Source organism: Duganella sp. CF517, from assembly GCF_900110275.1.
Lineage (GTDB): Bacteria > Pseudomonadota > Gammaproteobacteria > Burkholderiales > Burkholderiaceae_D > Rugamonas.
The window spans coordinates 836,434-862,031 of the sequence record NZ_FODC01000003.1; the positions used below are offsets into that span (position 1 = coordinate 836,434).

General features: G+C 64.1%; 18 protein-coding genes. 7 read left to right on the top strand and 11 right to left on the bottom strand.

Annotated elements, in window-relative coordinates:
* Positions 1–19: 19 nt before the first annotated feature.
* Entirely contained in the window at positions 20–4,690 is a 4,671-nt protein-coding gene (locus BMX85_RS15210) for an SdrD B-like domain-containing protein (RefSeq protein WP_177196764.1), read from the bottom strand.
* A 421-nt stretch (positions 4,691–5,111) separates the two neighbouring features.
* On the opposite strand from BMX85_RS15210, the gene BMX85_RS15215 reads away from it, so the two are divergent.
* The 5 genes from BMX85_RS15215 (at position 5,112) to BMX85_RS15235 (ending at position 9,430) form a co-directional block, all read left to right on the top strand.
* Positions 5,112–6,188, top strand: coding sequence for a hypothetical protein (locus tag BMX85_RS15215; RefSeq protein ID WP_177196765.1), 1,077 nt, complete (start codon positions 5,112–5,114; stop codon positions 6,186–6,188).
* Entirely contained in the window at positions 6,185–7,879 is a 1,695-nt protein-coding gene (gene recJ, locus BMX85_RS15220; RefSeq protein ID WP_090319509.1) for a single-stranded-DNA-specific exonuclease RecJ, read from the top strand. Before BMX85_RS15215 ends, recJ begins: the two co-directional genes overlap by 4 nt.
* Positions 7,880–7,960: 81 nt before the next feature.
* Entirely contained in the window at positions 7,961–8,398 is a 438-nt protein-coding gene (locus BMX85_RS15225) for an antitoxin Xre/MbcA/ParS toxin-binding domain-containing protein (protein WP_090319512.1), read from the top strand.
* Positions 8,399–9,088, top strand: coding sequence for an RES family NAD+ phosphorylase (locus tag BMX85_RS15230; RefSeq protein WP_090319514.1), 690 nt, complete (start codon positions 8,399–8,401; stop codon positions 9,086–9,088).
* A gap of 12 nt (positions 9,089–9,100) precedes the next feature.
* Positions 9,101–9,430, top strand: coding sequence for a DUF2288 domain-containing protein (locus BMX85_RS15235; protein WP_090319517.1), 330 nt, complete (start codon positions 9,101–9,103; stop codon positions 9,428–9,430).
* Between the two features lie 6 nt (positions 9,431–9,436).
* On the opposite strand, the gene BMX85_RS15240 is transcribed toward BMX85_RS15235, so the two are convergent.
* From BMX85_RS15240 to BMX85_RS15255, 4 genes are all read right to left on the bottom strand, one after another.
* Positions 9,437–11,290 (bottom strand): alpha amylase C-terminal domain-containing protein, encoded by a 1,854-nt coding sequence (locus tag BMX85_RS15240; protein WP_229210475.1) that lies wholly within the window; start codon positions 11,288–11,290, stop codon positions 9,437–9,439.
* 199 nt (positions 11,291–11,489) lie between these two features.
* Entirely contained in the window at positions 11,490–13,514 is a 2,025-nt protein-coding gene (locus tag BMX85_RS15245) for an alpha/beta hydrolase domain-containing protein (protein ID WP_090319520.1), read from the bottom strand.
* 64 nt (positions 13,515–13,578) lie between these two features.
* Entirely contained in the window at positions 13,579–14,652 is a 1,074-nt protein-coding gene (locus tag BMX85_RS15250) for a DUF4272 domain-containing protein (RefSeq protein WP_090319523.1), read from the bottom strand.
* Positions 14,653–14,666: 14 nt separating this feature from the next.
* A complete protein-coding gene (locus tag BMX85_RS15255) occupies positions 14,667–15,506 on the bottom strand; it encodes an aldo/keto reductase (RefSeq protein ID WP_090319528.1) in 840 nt (279 codons plus the stop codon).
* 139 nt (positions 15,507–15,645) lie between these two features.
* Here BMX85_RS15255 and BMX85_RS15260 point away from each other — a divergent pair, with 139 nt between their 5' ends.
* Positions 15,646–16,521, top strand: coding sequence for a transposase (locus BMX85_RS15260; protein WP_090319532.1), 876 nt, complete (start codon positions 15,646–15,648; stop codon positions 16,519–16,521).
* Positions 16,522–16,575: 54 nt separating this feature from the next.
* Here the strand turns inward: BMX85_RS15260 and BMX85_RS15265 are convergent, their stop codons facing one another.
* The 6 genes from BMX85_RS15265 to BMX85_RS15290 form a co-directional block, all read right to left on the bottom strand.
* Entirely contained in the window at positions 16,576–17,298 is a 723-nt protein-coding gene (locus BMX85_RS15265; RefSeq protein WP_090319535.1) for an ABC transporter ATP-binding protein, read from the bottom strand.
* A gap of 11 nt (positions 17,299–17,309) precedes the next feature.
* Entirely contained in the window at positions 17,310–19,259 is a 1,950-nt protein-coding gene (locus tag BMX85_RS15270) for a branched-chain amino acid ABC transporter ATP-binding protein/permease (protein ID WP_090319537.1), read from the bottom strand.
* Positions 19,260–19,262: 3 nt separating this feature from the next.
* On the bottom strand, positions 19,263–20,153 hold the full coding sequence (locus BMX85_RS15275) for a branched-chain amino acid ABC transporter permease (RefSeq protein ID WP_090320146.1): 891 nt from the start codon (positions 20,151–20,153) through the stop codon (positions 19,263–19,265).
* Positions 20,154–20,248: 95 nt separating this feature from the next.
* Entirely contained in the window at positions 20,249–21,406 is a 1,158-nt protein-coding gene (locus BMX85_RS15280) for an ABC transporter substrate-binding protein (protein WP_090319540.1), read from the bottom strand.
* Positions 21,407–21,667: 261 nt separating this feature from the next.
* Positions 21,668–22,189: a tetratricopeptide repeat protein gene (locus tag BMX85_RS15285; protein ID WP_229210476.1), complete on the bottom strand. Its 522-nt coding sequence runs from the start codon at positions 22,187–22,189 to the stop codon at positions 21,668–21,670.
* 23 nt (positions 22,190–22,212) lie between these two features.
* Entirely contained in the window at positions 22,213–24,213 is a 2,001-nt protein-coding gene (locus tag BMX85_RS15290) for a bifunctional 2',3'-cyclic-nucleotide 2'-phosphodiesterase/3'-nucleotidase (protein ID WP_090319543.1), read from the bottom strand.
* A gap of 279 nt (positions 24,214–24,492) precedes the next feature.
* Here BMX85_RS15290 and prfB point away from each other — a divergent pair.
* A protein-coding gene (gene prfB, locus BMX85_RS15295) for a peptide chain release factor 2 (RefSeq protein WP_143067986.1) occupies positions 24,493–25,597 on the top strand; the annotation gives its coding sequence in 2 pieces (ribosomal slippage) (positions 24,493–24,573 and positions 24,575–25,597; 1,104 coding nt in all).
* Position 25,598 lies beyond the last annotated feature (1 nt).

Sequence of the window (25,598 nt, forward strand, 5' to 3'; positions counted from 1 at the left end):
GGGAGAAACTGAACCAAAGTTATGCGAACTCGATCTGGCACTGCTGGCTTTGACCCACCAGTTGAACCGCCTGCGCGCCCTCGGCCATCAGGTCGGCCATGCTCGGCAGGGTCACGCCGGCCGCCGCCGCGTCGGCCGCGGCGACGTTGAAGTAGACGTCGGTCATGTCGGCGGTTTTGCCATTGCTCATGGTCACGCTGCTGCGCTCCAGATGCAGGTTGTTGTTGGCATCGAGGAACGGCAGTTCGGTGTAGCCCACGTTCAGGCTCGCCACGCCGGCCGCCTTCAGCGACACCAGCTCGCCGGCGTCGGTCTTGCCGTCGCTGTTGGCGTCCTGCCAGATCAGCAGGCTGCCGAACAGCGCGTCCGAGGCGTTGACCACGCCGTCGCCGTTGCTGTCGTAGCTGGCCAGCTTGGCGAAGCCCGAGCCCTTGCCGGTGCCGCCGAACAGTTCGCTGATGTTGTCGATGCTGCCGTTGCCGTTGCTGTCGACCGCCAGGAAACCGTCGCCCTTGGACAGCCAGCCCGACTGGATCGCCTTGCCGCTGCCCAGCAGGTCGAAACTGCCCTGCATGTCGCCACGGGCGATGGTGTGGATGCCGTCGCCGTTCAGGTCGATGGCGATCGGCGTGATGCCGGCGTCCCAGCTCATGTCGTTTTCGCCCGAGCTCAGGTTGATGGTGTCGGTCTTGGTGACGTTGACCTTGGAAACCATGTCGCCGTTGACGTCCGAATCGATGGCGTCGTTGCCGCCGGTGTTCTTCACGCCCCACTTCCAGTCATTCATGTTGTAGTTCTTGAAGATGACGTTGGACTTGTCGAACACCAGGTAATAGTTGCCCGGCGTCAAGTCCGCGAACTTGTAGTTGCCGTTGACGTCGGTCTTGACCGTGGCCAGTTTGGTGTTGGCGGTGTTGTACAGCGACACGGTGATGCCGCCGATGCCCTCCTCGCCACTGTCCTGCACGCCGTTGTGGTTGGCGTCGCGCCAGACCTTGTCGCCGATGCTGGCCTTGCGGTAGATGCCCGCGTCGACCGTGCGCAGCTGTTCGCCGGTGGCCAGGTTGATGGTGTCGGTGCGGCCGGTGTTGCCGCTGGCGCTGGTGACATCCGAATCTTTGGTGTAGTCGCCGGCGTCGGCCTTGGTGAAGAACCAGCCGGTGCTTTTGACCACTTCGACCTGGTAATTGCCCGACTGCAGGCCGTCGAACAGGTACTTGCCGCCGTTGGCGGTGACCACGGTCTGCTTGAGCACGTTATTGGCGTCGTACAATTTGACGGTGACCCCGTCGACGCCACGCTCGCCCGCGTCCTGCAGGCCGTTGTAGTTGACGTCTTCCCAGATGGTGTCGCCGATGCTGGCGGCCTTGACCAGGCCGGCGTCATGGGTCTTGTCGTTGACGCCGGAGGCCAGCGTGATCTGGCCGCTTTTTCCGGTGGCGTCCACGTCCGAGTCGAGGCTATCGTTGCTGCCCTGGTTCTGCTTGGTGAACAGATAGCCGTCGACCGCCGCGAACTTGACCGAATACTTGCCGGGACCGAGGTCGTTGAACGAGTACAGGCCGCTGGCGTCGGTGGTGGTGGTGCCGACCGCCACGTTTTTCTCGTTGTACAAGGTCACGCCCACGCCCTTGGCGCCGGCTTCGCCGCTTTGCTGGACGCCGTCGCCGTTGGTATCGAACCAGACCTTGTCGCCGATGCTGCCCTTCTGATAAAGGCCGGCGTCCATGTTGGTGACGTTCTGGCCGGCCGCGACGGTCACGGTGCCGAGGTTGCCACTGGCGTTGGCGTCGCTGTCGATGTCGTTGTTGGCGCCGACGTCCTGGGCGGTGACGGTGTAGCCGGTCGGGGTTTTGATGGCGACCGCGTAGGTGCCCGCCTCGACGCTGAACTTGTAGTTGCCGTTGTTGTCGGTGGTGGTGGTCTTGAGCACCTTGCCGGCGGTGTCGCGCAATTCGACGGTGACGCCGGATTTACCCGCTTCGCCGCCGTCCTGCAGGCCGTTGCCGTTGTTGTCGAGCCAGACGCGGTCGCCGATGGTGGCGGCCGCCACGACGCCGGCGTCGACGGTCTTGTCGACCTGGCCCGAGGCCAGGGTGAAGGTGTGCGAGCGGCCGGCGGCGTTGACGTCCGAGTCGACGGCGTCGTTGCCGCCCTGGTTGGCGCTGGTGAAGGCCATGCCCTCCGGCAAGCTCGCCTTGTCGAACACGACGCTGTAGTTGCCCGGCTTGAGGCCCGAGAACTGGTAGTTGCCGTTGGCGTCGGTGGTGACGCTGGCGCCGACCTGCTTGCCGTCGGCATCGAACAGGCTGACCTTGACGTTGCAGACGCCCGCTTCGCCGCTGTCCTGCACGCCGTTCTTGTTGGTGTCGAGCCAGACGCGGTCGCCCACGGCGGCGGTCTTGTACAGGCCGGCATCGATGGTGTTGTTGACCTCGCCCGCCTTCAGCACGATGGTGTCGCTCTGGCCGGTGGCGCCGACATCGCTGTCCTTGGCGTCGTCCGCGCCGGCATCCTTGCCGGTGAACACATAACCGGCCGGCGCCTTGACCGAGACGGTGTAGCTGCCGGGGTCGGCGGTGAAGTTGTAACGGCCGGCGGCGTCGGTGCTGGTGGTTTGCACCACGTTGCCGCTGGCGTCCTTGAGCTCGACGGTCACGTTGCCGATGCCCGCCTCGCCGCTGTCCTGTACCCCGTTGGCGTTCTTGTCTTCCCAGACGGTGTCGCCCAGCTTGGCCTGGACCACGACCACGCCGGCGTCGAGGTCGGTGTTGTTGGCGCCCGAGACCAGGGTCACCTGGGCGGTGGCGCCGGTGCCGGCGTTGGCGTCGGAGTCGGCCGCGTCGTTACCGCCCTGGTCGGCGGTGGTGAAGGTATGGCCGGCCGGCAAGGTGGCCTTGTCGAACTGCACGCTGTAGGTGCCCGGCTTGAGATTGGTGAAGCTGTAGCCGCCGTTGGCGTCGGTGGTGGCGCTGGCGCCGACCGGCTTGCCGCTGGCGTCGAGCAAGGTGACCTTGACGCCGGCCACGCCCGCTTCGCCGGCGTCCTGCACGCCGTTGCGGTTGGCGTCGAGCCAGACGCGGTCGCCCAGCGAGGCGGCGCGGTACAGGCCGGCGTCGATGGTGTTGTCGACCTGGCCCGGGGTCAGCGTGACCAGGCCGCTCTGGCCGGTCGCGTCGATATTGCTGTCGGTGGCCGTGTTGCCGCCGGCGTTCTGGCCGGTGACGGTCATGCCGGCCGGCGCGGTGACGGCGATCTGGTACTGGCCGGCATCGACGGTGAAGCTGTAGTTGCCGTCGGCGCCGGTGGTGGTGGTGGCGACCACGTTGCCGCCGGCGTCGCGCAACTCGACGTTGACGCCGACCAGGCCGGCTTCGCCGGCGTCCTGCACGCCGTTGCCGTTGCTGTCTTCCCACACCCGGTCGCCCAGGGTGGCGCGCTCGGCGACGATGCCGGCGTCGACGGTCTGGTTGTTCTCGCCGGAGGCCAGGGTCACCTGGGTGGTGCGGCCGGTGGCGTCGGCGTTCGAATCTGTGGCCGCGTCGGCGCCCTGGCCCGGCGCGGTGAACAGGTGGTGCGCCGGCAGGCTGGCCTGGTCGAACTGCACGCTGTAGGTGCCGGGCTTGAGGTCGGTGAACTGGTAGTGGCCGTTGGCGTCGGTGCTGACGGCGGCGCCGACCGGATTGCCGTTGGCGTCGAGCAAGGTGACACGCACGCCGGCCACGCCCGCCTCGCCGGCGTCCTGGGTGCCGTTGCGGTTGGCGTCGTACCAGACGGTGTCGCCCAGCGACGCCGCGCGGTACAGGCCGGCGTCGGCCTTGTTGTTGGTCTCGCCCGGGGCCAGCGCGATCGGGCCGGTGTTGCCGGCGGCGTCGATGTCGCTGTCGGTGGCGTCGTCGCCGCCCAGGTCCTGGCCGACCGGTTTGAAGCCGGCCGGCGCCTTGACCGACACCGAGTAGGTGCCGGCGTCGACGTCGAAGTGGTATTTACCGGTGGCGTCGGTGGTGGTGCTGGCGACCACGGTGCCCGCGCCGTCCTTGAGCTCGACCACGACATTGCCGATGCCCGCCTCGCCGGCGTCCTGCACGCCATTGCCGTTGCCGTCTTCCCAGACGAAGTCGCCCAGATGGGCGGGCGGTACCTTGAACGTCAGGTAGTTAGGCGTGGCGCTGGTGTCGGCGGCGTTGCAGCCGACCAGGCCGCCCGCGTCGCGGACCTTGAAGCCGATGTCGAAACTGCCGGAGGTGCTCTGGCTCGGCTCGAAGGCGAGCTTGCCGGCGGCGATGTCGGCGGCCGACACTTCGGTGTTGGCGGCGACGGCCACGCCGTTGAGCAGCAATTTGCCGGCGGTCGGCAGTGAAGTGATGATGACGGACTGGAACGCGTCGTGCTCGACGGCGTCGACGAAGCCGAAGTCGTTTTGCGACAGCACCACGGCGTTGCCGTTGTCAAGATTAAAGGTTTTGTTGGCGGCGGTGGGCGCGTCGTTGACCGGATCGACGATCACTTGCAGGGTCATGGTCACGGTATTGCCGCCGCCCTGGTCCACGACGAATTCGATGGTGGTGAACTGGCCGTTGTAATCGGCGTGCCATTGTCCCGGACGGATATAGACGGTGTCCGCATCGACCTTGCCGAACAGCGGGGTGTTCTTGGTCGACGTGGTGCCGTCCGGCAGCACAACGTACATGGCGCTCACATTGAGTGAGGCGCTTGCCGCGTAGCCCGCCGCGGTCAGAATGTCTCGCACATCGTAAGTACCTTCGGTATCTTCGCAAATGTGAATAGAGGTAGCAAGGTTGATCGAACTCATGTCGTAAAGCCTTCGTATTCTTCTAAAAATTGAGGGAGCTGAACGGCTGCTGTCACATGGTTAAGGTGGTCAGCGGCGCGGCACGCGAAGGCATACACGGACGTTAAGTGATGCCTGCAAATCATCTAAGTTGCCCATATTACATATAAATTTGATTTCGGACAATTGATATTTATCCATGTTCGTGATTTTCTTTTCAATATCCTTTCGGAATGTTGTATTTTAAACTTGACAACTTCGGCCCGACTTTGCTTGAAAGATTTTTTCGGCCCCCGCCGCAATGCCCTACAATCTCGGGATGACTGAAATCACCCTTGTTCTGCCGTACGCCCTGCCCCCGCAGGAAATGGCCCGCGACCTGCTCCGCGCCCTGCAAACACCCGCCCTGGCGGCGCTGATAGCGCGCCACAGCGATGCCAACACCACCGTTTTTGACAACAACAGCCGCGTGCTACCGCATGAAGCGTGGCTCAGCCACGCGCTCGGCCTGGCGCCGGCGCCCGAGCGCCCGGACACCGGCGCCCCGGTGGCCACCGCCGCCATGCGTGGTTGCGGCCCGGAGCTCGCGGCCGCGGCGGCCAGCGGCCACTGGTTCATCGTGCAGCCGGCCAATATCCAGATCTCGCGCACGCACTCGCTGCTGTCGGACCCGCGCGCGCTGCAACTGACCGAGGACGAATCGCGCGGCCTGTACGACCTCGCCCGCCCCTACTTCGAGGAGCTGGGCAAGCCGCTGCTGTACGCCACGCCGGGACTGTGGTTCGCCCGCGCGGACGATTGGTCCGGCCTGCGCACCGCCTCGCCGGACGCCGCCACCACCCAGTACATCAGCGACTGGGTGCCGGAGGGCGAACGTGCGCGCGACTACCGCAAGCTGCAAAACGAGATCCAGATGCTGTGGCACGAACACCCGGTCAACGAAGCGCGCCATGAACGCGGCCTGCAACAGGTCAACTCGTTCTGGCTGTGGGGCGGCTCCGCGCCTGTCACGCCGGCGGCGCTGCCGTTGTGGGTGGCCGGCGCCGGCGCGCCGTCGTGGATGCAGGCGCTGGCCGCGCCCGGACGGCGCGAGCCGGAGGCGGCGCGGCTGATCGCCGATGCGCGCGACGGCGCCGCCGCCACCGCCGTGCTGGCGGAACTGATCCCGTCGGCGCAAACCGGCGACTGGGCCGACTGGCTGGCCCGCGTACAGCGCCTGGAACAGGAGTGGTTCGCGCCGCTGCTGGCGGCGCTGAAGGATGGCCGCATCGGCCGCGTCACCCTGGTGCTGAGCCACCGTCACGGCTGGATGACGGTATCGAGCACCAAGCTCGCCCAGCGCAAATTCTGGCGCCAGCAGAACCTGAACACTTTATTGAGCACCGTCCGCACATGACCCGTATCGCCACCCGTCCCTACCCTTACCGAGAATCCGAAATGCTGCGCCAGGGGGGCATCCACCCGGTGCTGGCGCGCCTGTACGCGGCGCGCGGCCTGACCGACATCAAGGATTTGTCGAGCGAGCTGGCGGCGATGATCCCGCCTTCGGGGCTGCTGCACATCGGCGCGGCGGCCGTCTTCCTGGCCGACGCCATCGCCGCCGGCAAGCGCATGGTCATCGTCGCCGACTACGACTGCGACGGCGCCACCGCCTGCGCGGTGGCGCTGCGCGGGCTGCGCGCCATGGGCGCCAACATCGACTTCATCGTTCCCAACCGCTTCGAGTACGGCTACGGCCTGACGCCGGAGATCGTGGAGCTGACCGCGCGCGAGAAGCAGCCCGACATCATCATCACCGTCGACAACGGCATCGCCAGCATCGACGGCGTGGCCGAAGCCAACCGGCGCGGCATCGAGGTGGTGGTCACCGACCACCACCTGCCGGCCGACACGCTGCCCGCCGCGCGCGTGATCGTCAACCCGAACCAGCCAGAATGCGGCTTCCCGAGCAAACATATCGCCGGCGTCGGCGTGGTGTTCTACGTGCTGCTGGCCTTGCGCGCCGAGTTCCGCAAGCGCGGCGCCTACGAGACGCAGCCGCAGCCCAAGCTGGACAACCTGCTCGACCTGGTGGCGCTGGGCACCGTCGCCGACGTGGTGCGGCTGGACCCGAACAACCGCATCCTGGTGGCGCAAGGGCTCAAGCGCATGCGCGCCGGCCGCATGCACGCCGGCGTGGCCGCGCTGTTCCGCGTGGCCGGGCGCGAGCCGCGCACCGCCAGCCCGTTCGACCTCGGTTTCGCGCTCGGCCCGCGCCTGAACGCCGCCGGCCGCCTGGAAGACATGTCGCTCGGGATCGAATGCCTGATCACCGACGACGAGGGCCGCGCCTGGGAACTGGCGCAGCGCCTCAACGAGATCAACCTGAAACGGCGCGAGATCGAGGCCGAAATGCAGGACACCGCGCTGCTGCACCTCGACACCTTCGAACCGGCCAACAGCAGCACCATCTGCGTGTTCGACGAATCGTGGCACCAGGGCGTGATCGGCATCGTCGCCTCGCGGCTCAAGGAAAAATTCTTCCGCCCGACGATCACCTTCGCGCCCGGCGCCGACGGCTGGATCAAGGGGTCGGGCCGCTCCATCCCCGGCTTCCACCTGCGCGACGCGCTCGACCTGGTCTACAAGAAGGCCCCGAGCCTGATCGACAAATTCGGCGGCCACGCGATGGCGGCCGGCCTGACCCTGCGCGCCGACGCCTTCGACGCCTTCGCCGCCGCCTTCGAGGAAGTGGGCCAGGCATGGCTGAGCAAGCAGCAGCTCGAGCGCATCGTCGAGACCGACGGCCCGCTGGAGGACGCCTACTACACCACCTCCTTCATCGACCTGATGGCCGGCCAGGTGTGGGGCCAGGGCTTCGCACCGCCGGTGTTTTGCGACGAATTCCGCGTGGTCAGCCAGCGCATCTTGAAAGAGCGCCACCTCAAACTGCTGCTGGAAAAGAACGGCGCCCGCTACGACGCCATCTGGTTCGGCCACGTCGATTCGCTGGGCGAGCGGGCCAAGGTCGCCTTCCGCCTGGACGCCAATGAATACAATGGCGTGACAAAAGTGCAACTGTTGGTGGAGCACGCCGAGCCAGCCTGAGGCGCCAAGCGCGGCACGATTCACTCCCCGATTGCTATTCATCCGAAAAAGGAGTATAAGTACTCCATTAACGGAGGATCTATGAATCTGACCTATGCTTACCCTCGCAGCCGCTTCGAGCCGACCGTCTTGGTGGACCTGAACGCCAAGGCCGAGCGCGAGCGGTTATCGAAATCGGCCCTCAAGGGCTTTTTCAAGCTCGCCGCCACGTGGCACGTGCGCGACGAGGACGCCCGCCAGCTGCTGGGCGGGCTGTCGAGCAGCGCCCTGTACGAATGGAAAAAGAACCCGGAGCGCACGCTGGAGGTGGACTGTATCACCCGCATCTCCTACCTGCTGGGCATCTACAAGGCGCTGCACATCATCTACGGCGACAAGCTCGCCGACGAATGGGTCAACCTGCCCAACAACAACCAGATTTTTGAAGGCCGCACGCCGCTGGCGTACATGCTGGGCGGCGGCTTGCTGGCGATGCAAACCGTGCGTCAATTATTAGATGCGCGCCGCGGGGGATTGTAAGTGCCGGTCAGCCTGATTCCACCCCTTACCACGCTGCGCCAGTTCGACACTTGCCGTTTGCTGCCATCCAGGTTCGCCGACCTGGAGGATTCCGTGCTGTCGCCGCTGGCCGACAGCGACGACATGCTGCGCGACCTGTTCGACCTTGACAACGCCACCAATGCCCGCCTGCGCACGCAAAACGGCGGCTCGGCCGGCATCAACGTCGATGAACTGGTGTTCGGCGTGCCGAACTTCCGCATCGTCAACGCCGCCTTCACCTACGCGCATCCGCAGGGCAGCCGCTTCAACGACGGCCGGCGCGGCGCCTGGTACTGCGCGTTCGACGTCGAGACCGCGCTGGCGGAAGTGAGTTTTCACAAGGCGGTGGAATACGCGGAGATCAACCGCTTCGACGACAGCGTGCAGTATCAGTGCATGCTGGCCGACTTCACCGCCACCTTCCACGACCTGCGCGGCCAGCCGCGCTACAAGGCCTGCCTGTCGCCGGACAGCTACATCGAATCGCAGACACTGGCCGAACGCCTGCTCGACGGCGGCTCGCTCGGCATCATCTACCCGAGCGTGCGGCGCCCGAGCGGCACCAACCTGGCCTGCTTCCGCCCCGCGCTGGTGGGCAACGTGCGCAAAGGCGCCGCTTATCGCCTGACCTGGCAAGGCAGCCCGGAACCGACCATCGACATTATTTGATTCATTTTTACCATGCAAACCAAACCCGAAAACGACACCGAACTGCGCCTCAAAGTAAACCGCGAAACCGCGCGCCTGCCATGGAGCGAACTGCTCAAACACTTCGCCGCCGGTAACGTGGTGTGGATCGCCAACTCGCTCGACCTGGTCGATGTCGCCGTGCGCATCTCGCACGACGACAAGGCCAATATCAGCCAATGGATGAACGCCGGCCTGCTGGCGCGCGTCAGCGACGAGCAGGCGCAGGGCTGGCTGGAAGCCAACGCCGAACTGTGGGCGGTCGTCGTCAGCCCGTTCATCCTCGTGCAGCAGGAAAAAGCGGTTCCAGCCAGCGTACACTAAGCCTCGTTAAAACTTGAAGCTGCCCGCGTCCAGGGTCAGCGTCCCGCCGCACGCCGGCGTCGTCGCTTCCCGATTGCCGCTGGCGGTGGACTGGTTACTCTCCCACACGGTGCTCACGCCGTACTTCATGAACTTGTACTGGATCGCGGTCGCCGGCGGCAGCTGGAAGGTGCGCGACCACGGCACGTTGGCGCCGCTGCCTTCGATCGTCAGCTGGTTGCTGGTTCCCTGCACCCAGTTGCCCAGCTCCGCGCGGTTGCCGACCACATAAACGTTTTGTCCGACCACCGTGTTCGCGTTCGCCACGCGGAAGGTCACCGGCACCGTGGCGCACGTCCCTCCTCCTCCGCCGCCGCTACCGCCCACCTTCTGATTGATATGCAGCGCCACCGCCGGCACCACCGACCCGCCGTTGCCGGGAATGCTGACACTGATCACGCCATTGCCGCCCACGGTGACGCTGTCGCCGGTGCAGGCGGTGCCCGCCGCGTTCAGCTGTCCGTGTACGACGTTGCAATAGGTCCCCGCCGGCAGCTGCGTTTGCAGCGATGCGTTCCACGCCGCGCCATCGTTGTTGATCGCGACGTAGCCTTTCGCGCCGCGGCCGAAGGCGATCTGGTTGCCGGTGCCGTTGGTGAAGTTGTCGACACCCTGGCCGGACGTGACCGCGCGGAAGGCGACCATGTTGGAGATGTCGCTCCAGCGGTGGATGAAGTCCCACTGCTGGTTGATCAGCGGCGCGCCGCCGGCGTCGAACGGGCTGGCGCCGGGCGGACCCTGATCGTAGCTGGTGAAGCGGTAGCCCGAGTGCAGCTGCGCCGCGCCGTAGGGCCACGCCAGCATGAAGATATTCGCCAGGTCATAGCGCTTGGTGCCCTGCGTGTCGTTGGGCGAACCTGGGACGTAATTGCTGGCCACCAGTGAGCTGTTGTTACGCTCCGTGTCCCAGTTGTTGACGAAGACCGTCGCCTTTTCGCTCGGGATGAAACCCCAGGTGCCGCCCCAATTGCCCGGCGTGCCCATGATGGTGCGGATCTGCGACAGGCTGGCGCCATTCTCGTTGCGGAACACGGCCTTGATCGCATACGTGTATTGGAACTCGTTGAGCGTGCCGCCCGCGAAGTAGCTCGATCTGACCACATTGCTGTCGGGGATAACCTCCTGCGTGACCCACAGCGGCTCGCCGGACTTGGTGGTTTGCGTGACGCCGCTCATGATGGCCTGGATATCGGACGGCTGCATATGCTTGGCCGCGTCGAAGCGCAACCCGTCCACGCCCATGGCGACCAGTTTGTTCAAGTAGGTTTTCACCTGGCCTTGCACGTACGCGCCTTCCGTCTTCAGATCCGGCAGGCCGCTCAGGCGGCAGAACATCACGTTGTTGCGGTTACCCGGCGAACCGTAGTCGCCGCCGGCGATATCGCACGCCGGATGGAAATCGCTGCCGCTGAAGAAGGGATACGTCAGCGATGTCGAATTCCAGGTCGAACCGTCGGTCGCGGTGCCGGCGCCCGCCGCCACGTGGTTCACCACCACGTCGGCGTAGATCCGCACCTTGGCCGCGTGGCACGTATTGACCATCGCCTGGAACTCGGCCTCGGTGCCCATATTACTCTTGAATGAATTGAAGTTGACCGGCTGATAGACATCCCACCAGGTCCCCAGGCTGGCCGCCGCCGTCGGCGGCGACACCTGCACCGCACCGTAACCCTGGGGGCCCAGCCAGTTGGTGCACTCCTTGGCGATGTCGTTCCACTTCCAGCGGAACATCTGCACCGAGGTATCCGGTGCGTTGAGCGCGGCATGTGCCGGCACGGCCATCAGGCCGCTCAACAAGCCTGCTGCGCAAAGGGATTTCATCAGACTGCGTTGTGTCGATTTGATCATCATGTGTCCTTATCATTATGTTTGGGGAAATGCTGTCTCCCGCACAAAATGTAGCAGAACTACAGTAAACATCAACCGAAATATCAACATTTTTCTCCTGTTACGTCACAGGCTATTTACCTCGACTACAAATATATTTGTAGTCGAAGTACTGAGATGCCGGGGATGCGGTTCAAGGCGCGAACAAATACCCGCAACCCTGATCCACTGGATCGCGCGCCAATATCCGGTCATACAATCCAGAGTTTTCCGCGATGGTCCTTGCCACATCCTCCGGCAGCAGCAATCCGGCAGCAACCTGCCGCTGCGCCGCCGCCCGGACAGCCGCCACAAAATCATCCCGCGCCGGGTACCGCACCTCCAAACTAGGGCGAGGATCGCCCGCCGCGATCCGCTCCGCCTCGGTCCTCGCAAAGGGCACAAAACTGCCATCGAAACGCGACGTGGCCCAAGCAAACCCCGTCTCCGGCGACCGCAAGTTCCATCCCGTATGCGTCCCCAGAGGCGCCTGCAGCTCCACCAGCCCCACCCCGCCCCGGTCATTGCCGTCGGCATCGGGCGTCGGCACGCGCGTCTCGAATTCCTCGCCGCGCTTGACCGGCACCGCGCCGCCGATCAACCTGGGCTCGCGAAGATTCTGCTCCGGCGGCGTCAAACCCAATCCCTTCGGGAAGATCGCGCGGTAGTCCGCAACCGTCGTCAACGAACCGTCGGCCAGTTGGGGATAGGCGCTGTCCGGCGGCGGCTTGCCGTCGACCACCCACTGCTCCAGCCCCACGATCAAGGCCCGCATCGGCAAATAGTGATTGCTGGTGGAGACACAAGCGGTGAACGGCGCGCGCACGCGCGAACGGCCGACATAATGCTGCGCGCCCATGAAACCATAGACACGCGCATTGTCCGACGGCGCGACATCGCGTGCGCCGTCCGTTGTGGTGGTGATCAGCGAAGCCCCACGATTCCAGTATTCCGTCGACGTATTCGCGTAAATCAGCTTCGGCAAATTCCCCTGTTTGTCCCGCGCCCGATCCAGCGTGGACGCGCTCTCGCCACTGACAGGGTCACGTGACGGAGCCGTGGTGAATGGAAAGGCATCCGCTGGATACTCATGCTCCTCCATCATCGACGGGTGACGCGTGGGCTGTACGAAGCGCCCATTAAACCCGGCAGAACCGCCGGCACCCGGCACTTGCAGATATGCGCCGCTGAAAGCCAGCCGCCCCGATTCATCCACATTCAGCCCGTCGTGCAGCATGCGGCCGATCACGCGGCCGGACTGGCTGATGCCAAACATGAGCACAGCCCTGGGCACCGACGCGCCCTCAAACGGCGTATCGCGGAAATAGGCCAGCAGATCGCGTATGCCTGCCAGCCCGGCGCCGGCGACGTAAGGGTCTTTCGCCACATAAGTCAATTCATAGATCGTATCCGGTTTGAAGCCGCCGTCCAACCGCACGCGGCCAGGCCCGCCCTTCTTCTCCGGCGCGACGAAACTCCAGCTGCTGCGCGGGATCGGCTTGCGCTTATCGGCGGGCCGCGCGCGCTGGGTCAACTGCGCTTTGGGATCGCCAGGCTTGGCCGGCTCGTAGGTAAGGCCACGCTGGCCGGCGTAGACGGCGATGTCGGCCGGCGCGTTGACGGTGAATTCATTTTGCACCTTGCCCTTGATGCCTTTGGCGACCGGCGGCGCAAACACCAACGGGCGCGCACCGGCAGCCTGCGGCGCCACGTCCCACGTCCAGGCGGAAAACAGCAGCGAGTAACCGTGACGCATCAGGAAGCCGTCGCCCGCGTCGGCGGCGGTGGCCGGATCGTTGTTGACCGGGCTGCGGCCATTGACCTGGCCCATGATCGCGATGCCGCCACGGTTGTTGACGTCATAGATCAAACTGGAGGGCTGGGCGCCGGTTGGCCGCAGCAGCACGAACTCGCTGGAGAAAACCACGCGACCGCGCGCATCGCGTGGCGCGCGCTTCAAGTCCACGATGACGGCGTTGGACTTCGACGTGGGATCCAACGCGTAGTAGGCGACGCCCCGTATCTTTTCATAGGCGCCGGCCTCGCCGAAAGCCATCCCCGCCGCGAACGGCGTGCGCTCGATCACTTCGATACGCTCGACCGCCGCCCGCGCTGGTGCGCAGAGTGCCGCCATGGCGGTCGTGGTTGCCAGCAGTGCCAGCCGGTGCCTGTAGATCATCCTGCGCCCCTCTCCGTTTGCAAACGCCTATCCTAGCAGACGTGGCGCGCAGGCGAGACAGCCGTTATGTGGGCGTATCGACGTCGTCCCAATCGCGGTCCTCGAATCGAACCAGCCAGTTCAACGCATGATGGCGCTCCTGCAAAACGCCGTCGTTCAAGCTTGCCGGCGCAGCATACTTCTTAAGCAGCGCCTGGCGAGTTGCCCAATGCTGACGATAGTGCAGATCCAGAGCGTCCAGAATCTCCGTCGCCGACCGCATTGCCGGCTGCTTGCGCAAGCCCTCGGTTCCGCGTTCGATGGCGGTGCGGGAGATGGATGACACGTCACAGATCGCATCCGCGAACGGCAGCGCATCCTGCAAACCCAGGGCCCACTGCAGCACCAGGATCGCCTCATAGCGCCACAAGTACTGCGTGATCTCCTGTTGCGTGGGCGCCTCCTGCGCCAGGAACGCACGCTCCGCGTCGGACAGGCCGGCAAACGCCGGCGGAAAGCGTTGTTGAAGGTCGGCGGCGGCGATAGGCGTCTCGCCGCTCAGGGATTCCGCGCGGATCGCCACCACGAACAAGGCCAGCATCCTTCGCAGCACATCTTCGGGCGCGCGCAAGCGCAATTCCGGCTCCGACACGAGCGGCGGGAGGTCCGCCGGCACAGTGACCCTGCGGGCGGCGAGCAGCTCGTCGCTTCGGGCCTTGCGCTGCCAGGCCTGCGGCGGATACGGCACCACGGCCTGTGGATCGCCATCGTCGCCGGCAGCGGGTAAAAGAATGCGTCCCTGTGGATCGCGCACGCTGCCGTCGGCCATGAATACGATGGCGTTGGCCGCCTTCGCCCACTCGGAGAAACCATCCATCGCTCCCTCCTCGACGGCCAAACTGACGTGCTGGCGCACGCGCTGGAGGTGGCGGATCACGTGGTAGCGCACACGCGTCATGTTGCCCTGGCCGGCGTCCGCCACGAAGTTCATGAAACCATTCAGATGCGGCTGCAATTCGGGATCGGACAGATCGCGGCGCGCGTTGAGCACATGCGCGAAATCGAGCTTGGGCGCGTCGGCCACCGTGCAGTAGGCGTTAAGCAGAATGTGGTGGCTGATGTCTTTCGCGGCGAAGAATTGTTTGATTCGGTTTAGCATAAGTGATTGATCATTTAACGCATGTCCAGCGCACGGCGACGGCGCGGCGGTGGAAACGCTCGGTCCAGCGCCGCCAGGTCTTCCGCGGCGAGGCGGATATCGGCGGCGGCGCGATTAGCGCGCAAGTGTACAGGATCAACGGCCTTGGGGATGGCGATCACGCCTTCCTGATGCAGTACCCACGCCAACGCCACCTGCGCTGGCGTGACGCCATGCGCCTCGGCGACAGCCAGCAGGCCGGGATTGCCAAGCAGAGCCGCCTGTTCGCGGCCGGTCGACTCCAGCGGCGAATAGGCCATCACCGGCATACCTTGTTGGCGGCACCACGGCAGCAGATCGAACTCGATCCCACGCTTGATCAGGTTGTAGAGCACCTGATCGGTGGCCACGGCGCCGCAATCGACGGCGTCCTGCATGCCCTCAAGGTCGAAGTTACTGACGCCGTACTCCTTGATCTTGCCGGCCTTCTTCAGCGCCTCGAAGGCGTCGAAGGTCTCGTCGAGCGCAAAGCATCCGGGCCAATGCAGCAGATAGAGATCGATGCAATCGACCTTCAGGCGTTTGAGGCTACGCTCGCAGGCCGCTTGCGTGCCTTCCAGGTTGGCGTTGTGCGGATAAACCTTGGTGACCAGATAGACCTCGGACCGGCGGCCGGCGATCGCCTCGCCGACGACCAGCTCCGCGCCGCCCTCGCCGTACATTTCGGCGGTGTCGATCAGCGTCATGCCCAAATCGAGCCCCAATTGCAGCGCACGAATCTCATCCTGTTTACGGGCCGGGTCCTCGCCCATGTTCCAGGTACCCTGACCGAGCGCCGGCACGCTACGGCCGGATGGAAAGCTGATTGTCTTCATTGCAAACTCCTCGAAACCTGATCCCGCAAATCATACCGCACCAAAAAAAACCACGGGGGTCAGTGCCGACATTCGGACAAAATTGAACCAATTTGAGACCGCACAGCTCGATGTTCTGCGAAAAAGCTAGCATCATAAAATGACCCGACCTCTCCGACTTGAATTCGCAGGCGCCATCTACCATGTAACCTCAAGGGGCGACCGAAAAAACACGATCTTCCGGGACGATATCGACCGTTCTCGATGGATCGCCATCCTTGAACTCGTATGCACGCGGTACAACTTTTCGGTGCTGGGATTTTGTCAAATGACAAACCACTACCACTTGATCGTGGAGACCGTCGAGGGCAATCTCTCGCAAGGCATGCGGCTACTCAACGGCTTGTACTCGCAATATTTTAATCGTCGACACGAACTTGTCGGTCACCTGTTTCAAGGCCGCTACAAGGCGATATTGGTGCAGCGCGAGACGTATTTGCTCGAACTCACCAGATACGTGGTGTTGAACCCGGTGCGTGCGGGCTTCGTGACGTCGCCGGATAGCTGGCGCTGGAGTAGTCACAATTGCGTTATGGGAACGGTCCCGGCCCGCCCATGGCTGGATACGGCCGCCACGTTACGGCAGTTCGGGAGGGAGCGCGCGTCAGCGGTGGACGCTTATGTCCGCTTCGTCATGGAAGGGATCGGCCACGAAAGCCCGCTGAAAAACGTTAGTCATCAATTGCTGCTCGGTGACCAAGCCTTCGTGACCGAGAATTCGGGCAGCGCACCGCGCGAGAAATTTCTTGCCGTTGCCAAGGCGCAGCGGCGTGCCGTCAGCCTGTCGTTGGAGGAATATCAGGTGCGATATCCAAATCGGCACGAGGCCATGGCGCACGCGTACCACTCCACCGCTTATACGATGGAACAGATAGCGGCCCATTTCAGCGTCTCGTCGAAGACCGTGAGCAGAGCGGTGAACGCGACCACACCGATCGGCTCGTGTCCGAATGTCGGCACTGACCCCGAGGAATAGTTATGCCCACACAGATCGGCTCGTGTCCGAATGTCGGCACTGACCCCGGGGTGGTCAGTGGCCGCCACCAAGGTAGGCGGCGATCACCTTCGGATCGGTCTTCAGGCTTTCGGCGGGGCCGTGGACGGAGATGCTGCCGTTCTCCAGCACATAGCCGTAGTCGGCCACGTTCAGCGCGGCGGCGGCGAATTGCTCGACCAGCAGCATCGTCACGCCTTCCGACTTCAGCCGCAGGATGATGCGGAACACTTCCTCGACCAGGATCGGCGCCAATCCCATCGACGGCTCGTCGAGCAGCACCACGTCCGGGTTGAGCATGATGGCGCGCGCCATCGCCAGCATCTGCTGCTCGCCGCCCGACAGGGTGCCGGCCAGTTGCCCCTGCCGCTCCTTCAGGCGCGGGAACAGCTCCAGCGCCTTTTCCAGATCGTACTTGATGTCGCCCTTGGGCCGCGCGCGCGTGAAGCGCGGGAAGGCGCCGAGCAGCAGGTTGTCCGTCACCGTCATCGAGGCGAACACCCGCCGCCCCTCCGGCGAATGCGCCAGGCCGGCGCGGGCGATGCGGTGCGAGTCGAAGCCGGTGATGTCCTTGCCGCCGAGCGTGACCTTGCCGCCCTTCGGCTTGATCATGCCGGAGATGGCGCGCATGGTGGTGGTTTTGCCGGCGCCGTTGGAGCCGATCAGGGTCACCAGCTTGCCCTTGGGGACGTCCAGCGAAATGCCGTGCAGGACTTCGACTTTGCCGTAGGCGGCGTGCAGATTGGAGATCGATAGCATGTCTGTCCTCGTTAGTGTGCCGCAGGCGCCGCCGTGCCGCCGTGTTCTTCGCTGCTGCCGCCCAGATAAGCCTCGATCACCTTCGGATCGCTTTGCACCGCCGCCGGCGCGCCCTCGGCGATCTTTTGGCCGAAGTCCAGCACCGTGACGGTGTCGGACAGCGCCATCACCACGTCCATGTGGTGCTCGATCAGGATGATGGTGATGCCGTGGTCGCGGATCTTGCGGATGATCGCCATCAGCTCCTTGATGTCCGGCGCGGTCAGGCCGGCCGCCGGTTCGTCGAGCAGCAGCAGGCGCGGACTGAGTCCCAGCGCGCGGCCGATCTCCAGCAGCCGCTGTTTGCCGTACGGGAGGTTGCGCGCTTCCTCGTTGGCCATCGCCGTCAGGCCGACGAACTCCAATATGCTGGCGGCGCGGTCGCGCGCGGCGCGCTCCTCGCGCTTGTAACGCGGCGTTTGCAGCATCACGTCCAGCACATTCGATTTAAAGGTGTTGTGCAGGCCGACCAGGACGTTCTCGGTGGCCGTCATCTCGCCGAACAGCTGCACGTTCTGGAAGGTGCGCGCGACCCCGCCCAGCGCGATCTCCGACGGCGTGCGGCCCGAGATGACCGCGCCGGAGAACTTGACCTGGCCGGCGGTCGGTTTGTAGATCCCGGTCAGCACGTTCATCATCGTGCTCTTGCCCGAGCCATTGGGACCGATCAAGCCGTGCACCGAACCCTGGATCACGTGCATGTCGACCTGGTTGAGCGCCTTGAGGCCGCCGAACTGCATCAGCACCTGGTTCACGTCGAGCAGCGTTTCTCCGGCGTTGCCGCCCTTGGCGCGCGCGAACGCTTCCGCGCCGCTGGCCTGCACCGCCTTGGCGTGCGCCGCCCCCCTGCCCAGCAAGCCTTTGAGGAAGCCGACAATGCCGTCCTGCAGATAGTAGACGACGAATAGCGTCATTAAACCGAAGACGGTCAGGCGCCAGTCGACGATGTTCTCCAGCTTGGACGAGAAGGCGGCCATGCCGATCGTCGCCACCAGCGGCACCAGCACGCCGCGCAGCGTGGCGCGCTTCTTGGCCAGCATGAACGCGGAGCCGATCACGCCCAGCACGGCGGCGGCGACGGCGATCTTGCGGAACAATTCGATGTCCGCCAGAAGGCTGGGCAGCATGACGACGATCAGCGCGCCGATCAGCGCCCCGGAGCGCGTCTTGCGGCCGCCCATGATCACCGCCAGCAGGAACAGTATGGTCAACTCGAAGTTGTAGGTGTTGGGCGAGATGTACTCCTCCGAATACGCGTACAGGCTGCCCGCCAGCCCGGCGAATCCGGCGCTGATGATGAAGGCGTAGACCTTGTAGCGGTACACCGAGACGCCCATGCAGTCGGAGGCGATCGGGCTGTCGCGCAGCGCTTCGAAGGCGCGGCCAAGGTTGGACTTCAATATCCGGTGCACCACGATCAAGGAGACCACCATCAGCGCGGCGCACATATAGTAGTACTCGACTTCATCCAGCTTGTGGCCGAATACCTCCGGCTTGGACAACTTCAGCCCCATCGGCCCTTCGGTCAGGAAGGTCATTTCGTTGATCAGGATCTGGATGATGGTGCCGAAGGCCAGCGTCACCATTGCCAGATAGGGTCCGGTCACGCGCAATGCCGGCAGCGCCAGCACGGCGCCGAACAGCGCCGCCCCCAGCACGCTGCCGGGAATCGCGATCCAGAACGGCGCGCCCAGTTTGAACACCAGCACCCCGGTGACATATGAGCCGATGCCGAACAAGCCGGCGTGGCCGAGCGACACCTGGCCGGTGTAGCCGACCACGATATCGAGCCCGAACAGCAGGATCGCGTAAATCAAAATGGTTTCAAATAGATGGATGTAGTAAGGGTTCGGGATCAGCACCGGATACAGCGCCAGCACCGCCAGACCCACCACGCTTGCCGCGACGATCGTCTTGTTCATGGGTCAGACCTTTTTGATGGCGGCTTTGCCGAACAGGCCGGACGGCTTGATCGCGAGCACCAGGAGCAGCAGCAGCAATCCCGGCACGTCCTTGTAGCCGGTCGAGATGTAGTAGCCGGCCGTGGTTTCGGTAATCCCCAACAGCAGCCCGCCGACGATGGCGCCGACGCCGGAGGTCAGGCCGCCGATGATGGCGACGGCGAAGGCCTTGAGGCCGAGCGATGCGCCCATGGTGGCGCCGGTCAAGGTCAGCGGCGCCACCAGCACGCCGGCGAAGGCGGCGGTGGCCGACGACAGCGCGTACGAGAACGTGATCACCATGCTGGTGTTGATGCCCATCAGCCCCGCCGCGTCGCGGTCGTTGGAGGTGGCGACGACGGCTTTGCCGTAGATCGATTTGCGGTTGAAGATTTCGACCGCCGCCATGATGGCCAGCGCGCCGACGATCACCGCCACCTGCATCGGCTGCACGTTGGCGCCGAAGATCTGGAACGGCGTGGAGCTGAGCGGCGATGGAAACGTCAGGTCGTCCTTGCCCCAGATGTTCTCGGCGACGTTCTTGAAGATGATGGCCAGCGCGATGGTCGACATGATCCAGCCGAACTCCGACTTGATCTTGATAGCCGGCCGCACGCCTATCCATTCGACGAACATGCCCTGCAGCGCGCCGAAGATGATAACCAGGGGGATCATCAACAGATAGCTCATGTAAGGGCCGCCGTGGATGGTGCCGACCAGGCTAAGGCCGACCAGCGCGCCAAGCATCAGCGATTCGCCCTGGCCGAAGTTGAGCGTGCCGGAGGTGGCGAACGTGAGCTGGTAGCCGAACGCGATGACGGCGTAGATCATGCCGAGCGCGATGCCGCTGAAGACGAGTTGTAACAGGATTTCCATGATGTCCACCACGGTGAGGAACACGAGAAAAAGGCCAGGCTTGAACGCTCAAGACTGGCCGGTGACGATGCGCCGCCTTATTTGCCCAACTTGCCTTACTTGACCGGAACGACTTTGCCGTCCTTGACTTCACCGAAGACGGTGATGTCGGCGGTAATGGCCTCGTGGTTATCCTTGCTGAATGGCTTGCTGTAGGACGTGACGACGCCTTCGATCTTCTCGTTGAGGTTTTCCAGCGCCGCCTTGATCTTCGGGCCTTCGGTGGAATTGGCCTGCTTGATCGCGGCGGCCAGCAGGAAGATCGAATCGTAGCCCTGGGCGGCCGACACCGGCGACGGCATGCGCCCGCCCGGCGGGTTGTAGGCCTTCACGTAAGCGTCGATGAAGGCTTTGCGCTTGGGCGTGGTGGCCTCCTGGATGAACGTTTGCGGCATGCGGGTGCCGTTGCCGTTCTTGCCGGCGTTGTCGATGAAGTTCCCCATCGACAGCGTCCAGCTGCCGATCATCGGCACTTTCCAATTCAGCTTTTCCATGCCGTTGGCGATCTGCGCGAGCTCCGGGCCGATGCCGTAGGTGAGCACCACTTCGGCGCCGGCCTGCTTGGCCTTGAGCAGCTGCGCCGTCATGTCGACGTCCTTGATATTGTATTTTTCGGTGGCGACGGCCTTCATGCCCTTTTTATCGAGCGCCTTCTCCAGATCCTCGCGCCCCAACTGGCCGTAGTTGGTGGAGTCGGCCAGGATGGCGACCTTTTTGAACTTGCGGTTGTCGACCGCCTCCTGGATGATCATCTGCGACTGGATTTGATCGTTGGCGGCATTGCGGAAGATGTAGTTCTCCGGCTTGTCGGCGAACTGCTTGGTGATGATCGAGCCGGTGGCGACGTTGTTCATGACCGGGATCTTGGCTTCCTGGTAGAAGCGCTGCGACGCCAGCGCGACGCCGGTGTTGATGTAGCCGACGGTGGCGACCACCTTCTCCTTGTTGATCAGTTCCTGGGCGATCTGCACGCCGCGTTCCGGTTTGGCTTCGTCGTCGCGCTCGACGATCTGCAACTGGCGGCCCAGCACCCCGCCCTTGGCGTTGATGTCGGCCACGGCCAGCTTGACGCCGTCACGCATGGACACGCCCATCGGCGCCGAGCCGCCGGTGAACGGACCGGCCACGCCGATCTTGATGGGGTCCGCCGCCATGGCGGAAGAAGAGAAACCGAGTACCAATGCAGCGGCCAGCAAATTCAGTTTGAAATCCATTTGTCATCTCCTGTTACAACGTTTTTATAGTAGTCGTACGCTGGAAAACGGGCTGGAAAGTTGCCCCCATCGATGACTCATTGTAGGGGAGACAACGGGGGCCAGCAACAGATACATGTGCGGCATTGCAGCACGCGTGCGGCCATGGCGGCCGCCCGCCGCGTGTAAGCAAGCAGTAAGGAAGGACCGGGAGAAGATGGCAGCGGAGGATGACGGCGAAGGTTGACGGCGAAGGTCGACGGCGAAGCGCGCCGCCGGATGCTACATGCCGCCGGCGGACTTTTGCTTCAAGGCGCGGTTGGCGAACCGCATCTGGGTCTCGGCAAGCGCTTCATTGCGCTCAAAACCCATCGAGCCGTCGCGCAGGCCGATGGCCATCGCCATCACCGCGTCCGGATACTCAAGATCGGCGGCCTTTTCAATCAGGCGGCGCGCGGTCTGCTCGTCGCGTTTGACGCCATCGCCGCTCAGATACAGGTTCGCCAGCGCGAACATCGCCGCCGGCATCTGGCGCTTGGCGGCGAACTGCAACCACTGCGCGGCGGCCTTGGCGTCACGCGGTACGGACATGCCGTTCTGGTACATCATGCCGAGATAATAGGCGGCCTGGGGATCGCCGGCCTTGGCGGCCGCCGAGAACAGGGAAAACGCCTTCGGCAAATCGGCACTCACGCCCTGGCCGCCGCGCAGGTACGAACGCGCCTCGTCCACCGGGGCCGCGCCGGCCGGGCCGACACCCGCAACCGCGGCCAGCAGCGTCAATACCGCACATATCTTTCGCACGACAGGCACCATGGATCCTCCACTCACTTCGACAAGTCGATGGCGTACAGCGCGAAGCCCTTGCCGCCGCCATCATCCGGTTTGATCTGCGAGACCGAAGTAAGGCCCGCATCCTTGGCCACTTCGATCATGTTGGGCGGCGCGTGGAACACCACCGCGCCCTTGGTCGCCACCGGCGCGAAGCGCCAGCTCCGGGTCGAGCCATGGCGCGCGCGGGTCAGGGTCTTGGCCAGCTTGATGTAGGAGATCAGCACATCGCGGCTGCTGTCGGGCGCCGAAATCACCGTCTTGCCGCCATCGAGGCCGGGGAAATTGCCGCCGCCGCTGGCGCGGTAGTTGTTGGTCGCGACCAGGAACACCTGCGACGGCGCGACCGGCGCACCCTTATAGTGCAACGAGACGATGCGATCGCCGGCCGGCCTGGTGACGTCGATCCGGTAGCGCACATCGGCGCTGGTCAGCATGTCGAAGTTAAAGCTGGCGAACGAGGAATTGACCAGCTCCTGCTGCGCGGCGCTGGCGGGATCGATGCGGTTGAAACGCTCGGCGGACTTTTCCAGCCACGCTTTGAGCCCGGCGCCGTCCACCTTCACGGCGTGCAGCGCGTTCGGATACAAATACAAGTCGGCCGCGTTGTTGAGCGCCACGCCGCCCGCCTTGACATCGGTGTAGTCGCCCACGCCCGCCGCGCCGGCCTTGAACGGCGACGCCATCGACAGCACCGGCAAACCCGCGTAATCCGGCAGGCTGGCCTTGACGTAGTTCGTTACATAATCGGTCTGCGCCTGGTTCACCAGCTCGATGGCGCTGACGTCGCCGACATCGGCGAAGTACGACGACATGCGGAAGTCGCTGGTGCCGATCGGCGCCTTCACATAGCGGATGGTCGCCTCGTGCTCGTCGGCGATCAGCGCGCCGAGCGCCGGGTCGGCGGCGATGTACGTGCGATCGGCATTGCGGGTGCCGCGCGCTTCGACCGTGGTGCGGCTTTTATCGACCACCCAGGCCTTGCCGTCGTACTTCAGCCGCAGGCCGATCACGCCCAAATGCTTGCCCCACAGGCTGGCCATCACGGCCGGCACGCCTTGCACGGTGCCCCGGGCCTTGTCCACGCCCGGCAAATTGAACGAATCGACCGTGCTGGCGGCGTCGGGGAACTGCTGGTGCGCGTGGCCGATCAGCATCGCGTCGACGCCGGGCACCTGCGCCAGGTAGTAATTGGCGTTTTCCATCCCGGGCTTGTACGGGTCGCCATCGAGCCCGCCGTGCGAGATCGCCACCACCAGATCGGCGCCCCGCGCGCGCATCTGCGGGATGTACTTCAGCGCCGTCTCGCGCACGCCTTCGGCGTAGACTTTACCGTCAAGCCAGTGCTTGTCCCACGACAGGATGCCCGGCGGCGCGAAGCCGATGATGCCGACCTTGATGGTGGCCGTCACCGGTTTGCCATCCGGACCGGTGGCGGCGATCCGGCGCGTGAGGATGCTATAGGGCGCGAACAGCGGCTGCCCGGTGCGGGCGCTGTAGATATTCGCCAGCACGATCGGGAAGGCCGGGCCGGCGCAGCGCGGGGCGTCGGCGGCGACGCCGTCGACATCGAAATGGCTGCCGGTGACCTGGTTCAGGTACGCCAGGCCGTAATTGAATTCGTGGTTGCCGATGCCGGCGCCGTCGACGCCGAGCAGGTTCATGGCCTTGTAGATCGCCGGCGGCTGGTCGCAGCCCACCGGGGAGACCAGCGCCTGGTAGTCGGCCAGCGCGGTGCCTTGCAGCGCGTCGCCGTTATCGAGCAGCAGATTGTTGGGGAATTCGGCGCGCGCCTGCCTGATCAAGGTGGCGGTGCGCTCCAGTCCCATCGACGGATCGGCGGTGAGCTTGTAGTAGTCGTAACCGAGCACGTTGGCGTGCAGGTCGGTCGTCTCCAAGAGCGCCAGGGTTGCCTCGGTGCCGGCCGGCGTCGCGCCATGCTGTGGCAGGCTGCCGCAGCCGATCAGCAAAATGGGCAGGACGATGGACGCGCGCATAGATATTAATGGTTGAACTGGCAATGGTTTGGGCCGGAGCACGGGGCGCGCACGGTATTTCTTTGCATCAATATACGCACCGAGTGGGTGCATATTTTATACCGTCTGTGACTGAAATGTCAGTATTTTACAACTTAGCCTTGACTGCCGGTATGCAAGAGCCGTGCCCACCAGGCATTTCGCGAAGGGCGTTTTGCTGGCGCCGACAGACAAGCGCCCGGCAACACCCCTCATCCGGTATAATCCAAGGTTTGATTTCAGCCTAGAGAAGAAGAAAACATGGAAGCCGAACGCATCAACGCCCTCTCCGCCCTGCTCGCCGATCTGACCACGCGCGAAGCCGAACTACGGAGGTATCTTTGACTTCGATAAAAAGTCAGAGAAACTCGAACAAGTAAACGAAGAACTGGAAGACCCGACGGTCTGGAACGACCCGAAAAAAGCCCAGGACCTCGGTAAAGAGAAAAAATCGCTGGAGGCGATCGTCAGCGCGCTGACCAAGGCCGACACCGACCTCAAAGACATGAGCGACCTGTTCGCCATGGCCAAGGAGGAAGGCGACGACGACACGCTCGAAGCGCTGATCGCCGACGCCGAGGAAGTGCGCAAGGTCATCGAAGGCATGGAGTTCCGCCGGATGTTCAACAATCCGATGGACCCGAACAACTGCTTCATCGACATCCAGGCCGGCGCCGGCGGCACCGAAGCCCAGGACTGGGCCTCGATGCTGCTGCGCCAGTACCTGCGCTACTCCGAACGCAAAGGCTTCAAGGTCGAGATCATGGAGCAGTCCGACGGCGAGGTGGCCGGCATCAAGACCGCCACCATCAAGGTCGAAGGCGACTACGCCTATGGCTTCCTGCGCACCGAAACCGGCGTGCACCGCCTGGTGCGCAAATCGCCGTTCGACTCGGCCAACGGCCGCCACACGTCGTTCACGTCGCTGTTCGTCTATCCGGAAGTCGATGACTCGATCGATATCGAGATCAATCCGGCCGACCTGCGCATCGATACCTACCGCGCGTCCGGCGCCGGTGGCCAGCACATTAACAAGACCGATTCCGCCGTGCGTCTGACGCACGGCCCGTCCGGTATCGTGGTGCAGTGCCAGAACGACCGCTCGCAGCACCGCAACAAGGCCGAGGCGATGGAAATGCTCAAGGCGAAGCTGTACGAGATGGAGCTGCGCAAGCGCATGAGCGAGCAGCAGAAACTGGAAGACTCCAAGACCGACGTCGGCTGGGGGCACCAGATCCGTTCCTACGTGCTCGATCAGTCGCGCATCAAGGATTTGCGCACCAACTTCGAGACCGGCAACACCAAGGGCGTGCTGGACGGCGACCTGGACGACTTCATCTCGGCATCGCTCAAACAAGGCGTATAAA

What these genes read in the sequence shown, in the direction of transcription:
- BMX85_RS15210 (WP_177196764.1), bottom strand. Translation starts at nt 4,690, where the DNA reads ATGTACGTTGTGCTGCCGGACGGCACCACGTCGACCAAGAACACCCCG.
- BMX85_RS15215 (WP_177196765.1), top strand. Translation starts at nt 5,112, where the DNA reads ATGACTGAAATCACCCTTGTTCTGCCGTACGCCCTGCCCCCGCAGGAA.
- recJ (WP_090319509.1), top strand. Translation starts at nt 6,185, where the DNA reads ATGACCCGTATCGCCACCCGTCCCTACCCTTACCGAGAATCCGAAATG.
- BMX85_RS15225 (WP_090319512.1), top strand. Translation starts at nt 7,961, where the DNA reads ATGAATCTGACCTATGCTTACCCTCGCAGCCGCTTCGAGCCGACCGTC.
- BMX85_RS15235 (WP_090319517.1), top strand. Translation starts at nt 9,101, where the DNA reads ATGCAAACCAAACCCGAAAACGACACCGAACTGCGCCTCAAAGTAAAC.
- BMX85_RS15240 (WP_229210475.1), bottom strand. Translation starts at nt 11,290, where the DNA reads ATGAAATCCCTTTGCGCAGCAGGCTTGTTGAGCGGCCTGATGGCCGTG.
- BMX85_RS15245 (WP_090319520.1), bottom strand. Translation starts at nt 13,514, where the DNA reads ATGATCTACAGGCACCGGCTGGCACTGCTGGCAACCACGACCGCCATG.
- BMX85_RS15250 (WP_090319523.1), bottom strand. Translation starts at nt 14,652, where the DNA reads ATGCTAAACCGAATCAAACAATTCTTCGCCGCGAAAGACATCAGCCAC.
- BMX85_RS15255 (WP_090319528.1), bottom strand. Translation starts at nt 15,506, where the DNA reads ATGAAGACAATCAGCTTTCCATCCGGCCGTAGCGTGCCGGCGCTCGGT.
- BMX85_RS15260 (WP_090319532.1), top strand. Translation starts at nt 15,646, where the DNA reads ATGACCCGACCTCTCCGACTTGAATTCGCAGGCGCCATCTACCATGTA.
- BMX85_RS15265 (WP_090319535.1), bottom strand. Translation starts at nt 17,298, where the DNA reads ATGCTATCGATCTCCAATCTGCACGCCGCCTACGGCAAAGTCGAAGTC.
- BMX85_RS15270 (WP_090319537.1), bottom strand. Translation starts at nt 19,259, where the DNA reads ATGAACAAGACGATCGTCGCGGCAAGCGTGGTGGGTCTGGCGGTGCTG.
- BMX85_RS15275 (WP_090320146.1), bottom strand. Translation starts at nt 20,153, where the DNA reads ATGGAAATCCTGTTACAACTCGTCTTCAGCGGCATCGCGCTCGGCATG.
- BMX85_RS15280 (WP_090319540.1), bottom strand. Translation starts at nt 21,406, where the DNA reads ATGGATTTCAAACTGAATTTGCTGGCCGCTGCATTGGTACTCGGTTTC.
- BMX85_RS15290 (WP_090319543.1), bottom strand. Translation starts at nt 24,213, where the DNA reads ATGCGCGCGTCCATCGTCCTGCCCATTTTGCTGATCGGCTGCGGCAGC.